The 5,038-nt window shown below is 67.6% G+C and carries 4 protein-coding genes and 2 pseudogenes; 3 read left to right on the top strand and 3 right to left on the bottom strand.

Annotated elements, in window-relative coordinates; all coding sequences use genetic code 11:
• Positions 1 to 138 precede the first annotated feature (138 nt).
• Positions 139 to 530 (top strand): annotated as a pseudogene (locus ACFUJY_RS35050) (IS5 family transposase); the annotation flags it as partial.
• 117 nt (positions 531 to 647) lie between these two features.
• Here the strand turns inward: ACFUJY_RS35050 and ACFUJY_RS35055 are convergent.
• Positions 648 to 1,256 (bottom strand): TetR/AcrR family transcriptional regulator, encoded by a 609-nt coding sequence (locus ACFUJY_RS35055; protein ID WP_383307224.1) that lies wholly within the window; start codon positions 1,254 to 1,256, stop codon positions 648 to 650.
• 150 nt (positions 1,257 to 1,406) lie between these two features.
• Here ACFUJY_RS35055 and ACFUJY_RS35060 point away from each other — a divergent pair, with 150 nt between their 5' ends.
• Together ACFUJY_RS35060 and ACFUJY_RS35065 are read left to right on the top strand one after the other, a co-directional pair.
• The gene (locus ACFUJY_RS35060; protein WP_383307226.1) at positions 1,407 to 1,877 is read left to right on the top strand and encodes an ester cyclase; all 471 of its coding nucleotides are present in this window, start codon (positions 1,407 to 1,409) and stop codon (positions 1,875 to 1,877) included.
• Between the two features lie 674 nt (positions 1,878 to 2,551).
• Positions 2,552 to 3,040 (top strand): DUF4265 domain-containing protein, encoded by a 489-nt coding sequence (locus ACFUJY_RS35065; RefSeq protein ID WP_383307228.1) that lies wholly within the window; start codon positions 2,552 to 2,554, stop codon positions 3,038 to 3,040.
• A 77-nt stretch (positions 3,041 to 3,117) separates the two neighbouring features.
• On the opposite strand, the pseudogene ACFUJY_RS35070 reads toward ACFUJY_RS35065, so the two are convergent.
• Both ACFUJY_RS35070 and ACFUJY_RS35075 read right to left on the bottom strand, forming a co-directional pair.
• Positions 3,118 to 3,974 (bottom strand): annotated as a pseudogene (locus tag ACFUJY_RS35070) (IS5 family transposase).
• 111 nt (positions 3,975 to 4,085) lie between these two features.
• Positions 4,086 to 4,844: an SDR family NAD(P)-dependent oxidoreductase gene (locus ACFUJY_RS35075; protein ID WP_383307230.1), complete on the bottom strand. Its 759-nt coding sequence runs from the start codon at positions 4,842 to 4,844 to the stop codon at positions 4,086 to 4,088.
• Between the last annotated feature and the right edge of the window lie 194 nt (positions 4,845 to 5,038).

Here is a 5,038-nt window from a genome sequence, read left to right on the forward strand (position 1 = left end):
GGCTGCACACCTACAATCACCACCGCGGACACACCGCACTCGCAGGCAAACCACCCGCCAGCCGCGTCCCCAACCTCACGGGGCAATACACCTAGGGCGTGTCCGTGTCCGGAAAGTCGATCGCTCGTTGCTTCGGGTGTGGTGCGACGGCATGAACTGACGGATGAGGCCTGGGCGTTGATCGCTGCGTTGCTGACGCCGGGACGCATGGGAAGGCCCGTGCGGGACCGGCGTCAGGTCGTGGACGGGAGCCTATGGAAGCCTTCCACGGGTGCCGCCTGGCGTGACCTGCCCGAACGCTACGGGCCATGGAAGACGGTCTACGAACGCTTCCGCCACTGGTCCCGGGACGGGACCTGGGAAAGACTTCTCACCCACGTCCAGCAGCACTCCGACGCGGTCGGACACGTCGACTGGACGGTCGTCTGCGTCGACTCGACCATGGTGCGGGCCCACCAGCACGCCGCCGGCGCCCGAAAAGGGGGCTCTGGGAAGGTGAAGCCCTCGGCCGGTCACGTGGCGGGCTGACCCTGCCGTCGACCGGGGCGAGGGTCTCGGCGACATCGTTGACGTCGGCCACGGCGGTCGCGGCCTTCAGCGGGGCGCCACGTCCGTCGCTCCGTATCCCGCGACAGCCGTAGGTCGCATCAGTCGAGGGTGTGGCTGCGGGCGGCCTGCAGGATCTCGTCGGAGAGCCCCGGATCGACGTGGCGTACGGCGCGGGCGATCATCAGCGCGCCGACCATTTCGCTGAGCAGGCGGACGGCCTTCTGACGGGCTTCGGACGGGTCGGGTTCGTGGCCCTTCTCCTCGGCCTCGCGCAGGAACTCTGCGGCGAAGCCGGTCACATAGCCCTCGACGCCTTCGGCGTACGCGCTCTGCACCGCTTCGTTCTGCCGTACGGCGTCGGTGACCAGGGAGGCGGAGGGACAACCGCCGTTCGCGTCGTCACGGTGTGCGGTGGACAGATACCCGGCCACGACGTGCTTCAGCGGAGGGCCGGCCTTGCCCTGACCCTCCTCGATCATGCCGGCCAGGCTCTCGAGTGAGGCGGCGAAGGAAGCTCTGCACACCTCGACCACCAAGTCATTCTTGGAGGCGAAATGGTTGTAGAAGCCGCCGTGAGTGAGTCCGGCTTCCTTCATCAGCTCGGCGATGCCGACAGCGTCGATGCCCTGCGAACGGAACATGCGGCCCGCCGCTTCGAGGATGTTCTGCCGGTTGCGGGCCTTGTCCTCCTTGGTGATCCGCGGCACTGCAGTCCTTCCGCCAACGGTCTCGACTTGACCTTTTCGATGATGACACTCATCATAACAAAGCTTTCAATGATGCATATCATCAAACTGGCTGCCGAACGGGAGTGCCGTACGTGCCCCGCGGCGACACCAGCACCGAGGAGAACAGAAGTGACACGCAATGAAGAGGTCGTCCGCGAGGCATACCGGCTGGCGGAAGGAGATGTTCTGGACGGACACGGCTTTCGCGCCCTGTTCACCGAAGACGGAACCTTCAATGACCTGCCGAACGCGATGACCCTCCGCGGAGACGAGATCGCACAGGGACTTGCGGGGCTGGCCGGCATCTTTCCCGACATCCACCGTGAGCTGCTCGCAGTGCATGTGCTCGGTGACATCGTTGCCGTTGAACTGCGGATACAGGGAACGCACCTCGGCGCGTTCCCGACTCCGGTCGGCGACATCCCTCCCACCGGGAACCGCATCGATGTGCCGACTGCGGACCTTTGGTACCTCCGTGAGGGGAAGGTCGAAACGTTCAACTGCTACAACGCGGCGAACGTCCTGCTCGCACAGATCGGGGCCACCCCCGACTTCACGTCGGCGATCGAGGCCGCCAAGACCGCCGCCACACGGGCGTAGCTGCACCGCACGGCACCCAGCACGACAGAAGCGGCACCGAGGCGGCCACCGCCGGCCGCCTCGGCCTGCTCGTTGTGCGTCCGCTGCTCCCCTGCGGCCGGGCGCACCGGTCGACTGCACGCAGCCCGCGGGCGACCGGCTCCCGGCCACGCTCGGACACCGTCGTCATGGGGTCACTCATGACGTGCGACCTGCTGGTTCGACGTGGACCTATCCATCGTCACCCGGGCCATCCGCGCGGTGCGGCCCCCTGCTCGCGGAGCGAGCATGTGCGGTCGGCCCCGACGTGCGGCTGCGAGCCCTCGCCGAGGTCGGCGACCACCTCGGCCAGACGGAAGGCCGGCCTCATCTGCGGCCCCGAGATCCATGTCCGGTCTCGACTCCTCGACGATCCAGTCGTCAGTCCCGGGGGCAGCAAGACGTTGGCGTAGTGGTGGACGACGTCCGCGCCCTCTCGCGCGGCAACCGCCCAGTGCACCTTACCGGCCTCCCCGGCGCGCCGCCCCAAGGCGACGGAGGTACCCGCGGGCCCGGCTCCCAGAACGGTGTGGAGTGCGCCCGATGCCGCGGTCATGTCGCGGTCGGCGTGCTCCGCGAGCCGCCAACCGGGCCCGGAGCACGCACCTGCGTGCTCCGCGGTCTGGTCGGGTGGACGCGAAGTGGATGATGATTCGGTGACGAACATCAGTGACGACCACGTGAAGGTCCATTTCCGCATGGAGATAGACGAGGACGGATGGCCGCCGGCGAGTGTCGAGAGCCTGTGGGCTGTCGACCTGGGCGACGGCACGGTTCGGCTGGACAACACTCCCTGGTTCGTTCGCGGAGTCGCCAGTGGTGACGTCATCAGGGTTCAACCGGATGATGACGGTCTCCTCTGGGCCGGAGAGACGGTGGAGCCTTCACAGAACTGCACCATCCGACTCATCGTGCTGAAGGACTCCGGCTCAGCCGTCGCCCGGCAGAGCGTGCTGGACATCTTCCAGCGCCTCGGCACGACGGGTGAAGGCATCGAGCGGTTCCGGATGGTGGCCTTGAAGGTCCCGCCGCAGGCAGACTTGCTGAAAATCCGCGAGCTGCTGGAACACGGCGAGAGGAAGGAGTGGTGGCATTGGGAAGAAGGGTGTGTCACTGCCGCCTGGGAAGCCACTGCGCGACCGTGAGGGCAGCAGTGCCCGTCTCAGCCCCGCAGTGACCCAAGCTGCATCGTTCTCGTCCAGGGACAGACCGCTCAGGTCCGTCATATCCGTTCGCCTATCGCGGCGACCAGGACAGTGGCCTCGAAGCGGACGGCGAGCTTGTCGAAGCGGGTGGCCACTGCCCCGGTTGCGCTTGAGCCGGTTGATCCCGCATTCGACCGCGTGCTGGGCCGTATAGTCCTCGCGGTCGAACGCAGAGGCCGACCGCCGGCCTTCCTTCGCCTCTTGCGATTGGCGACCTGGTCGGCAGGCTCCGGGATCGTGCAACGGATGCCCGGCCGTCGCAGGTAGGCCCGGTTGGTGCTGGACGAATACGCCTTTTCGCCCCGTACCGTAGTGGCCGGACACGGGGATGCCCCGGTCCGGCGCGGGGCCACCGGATGCCTTGCAGAACAGCGGCGAACTGAGGACAGTCACCGCGCTGACCGGCGGTGACCAGCAGCGACACCGGCCGTTGGCCTTGCTCACAGGCCAGATGAATCTTGGTAGTGAAGCTCCCCGGGACCGGCCCAAGGCGTGATCCTCTGGCTCCGTGCGGGTTCCACCTGGCGATTCCTTCTGGGACTGGCCGTCACGGCGGGCGCCTGCGGCGTGCTGATGGGCCCGGCAGGGTGTGGAGACGATGTTGACCTCCCACGTGATCAACCCTGCCGCGTCGGCCCGGACCTGCAGCCGGGGCAGCAGTCCGAGCCAGGTGCCATCGCGATGCCAGCGGCGGAAGAGCCCGTAGACGGTCTGGCACGGCCCGTACTCCAAACGCAGATCCCGCCACGGAGCACCGGTTCGCACACGCCACCGGATCCCATCGATCAGCCTCCGACGGTCGCCCCAGCCCCGCGAACGGCAACAGCGGCTCCAGCACCGCCCACTGCCTGGCAGAAAGATCCCCTCGCCCCACATCGCGATCATCACGATGCTGGGCGAGGAGTAGAACCGACTTTCAAACACGGCCTAAGCCTTAAAAACATAACGAAAGCAGTTGGCGTTCGCGGTCTCGCCTGTTCACCGCTCAGGCGTCAAGGAAGTCGGTGGTGGGGGCGCTGCCCGCGGTGGCGTCGAGGTTGGCCCGCAGGGCGTCGACCTTCGCGGTGGCGTAGGCGTGGGCGTCGGAGCCCAGCAACTGGCGCAGAGGGCCGCCGTCGTGGCCCGCGCGCTCGATGATGGCGGCGGCGCCCTTGACCGGGTCGCCGAGCTGGCCGCCGTGGAGCTTGAGGTGGTCCTCGACCATGGTCCGTACCGCCGGGTAGTGCTCCGAGGTCTCGGCGGGCAGGGCCAGCGAGTCAGTGGTGAGGAAGGAGGTACGGAAGTAGCCGGGCTCGACGACGGTGACCTTGATGCCGAAGTCCGCGACTTCGGCGGCGAGCGCCTCGCTGAGCCCTTCGAGCGCGAACTTTCCCGCGCAGTACAGGGCCCAGCCGGGCATCGTGGTCAGGCCCAGGATCGAGGACATGTTGATGACGCGGCCCGCGCGCTGCTCACGCAGGACCGGCAACGCCGCGCGCAGCACGTTCCACACCCCGACGATCTGTACGTCGAGCATGTCCCGCACATCCTTGGCGCTGGTCTCCTCGACGGCGGCGAGATAGCCGTAACCGGCGTTGTTCACGACCACGTCGAGGCGGCCGAATCGCTCTGTGGTCCGGCCCACGGCGTTCTTGACCTGGGCCTCGTCCGTCAGGTCCACGTTCAGCGCGAGGAGCCGGCCGGTGTCGGTCGCGCTGCCCAGCGCATTCGTGAGGCGCTCGGTCGAACGGGTGGTGGCGGCCACGTTGTCGCCCTTGGCGAGCAGCTGCCGGACCAGTTCCAGTCCGAGGCCACGGGAGCGCCGGTGACGAACCAGGTGGCGGGGGCAGTGGTGGCGGGCATAGGTGTTCCCTAAGAATGGTTGGCGGTCCGGGGGGACCGGGTGTGGCTGATGGGTGTTTGCCGCTTGTGGCTCGCGAGGAATGGCCGCCCGGTCCT

Origin of the sequence: Streptomyces sp. NPDC057249, assembly GCF_042669245.1 — a bacterium.
In the GTDB taxonomy this organism is placed as follows: Bacteria; Actinomycetota; Actinomycetes; order Streptomycetales; family Streptomycetaceae; genus Streptomyces.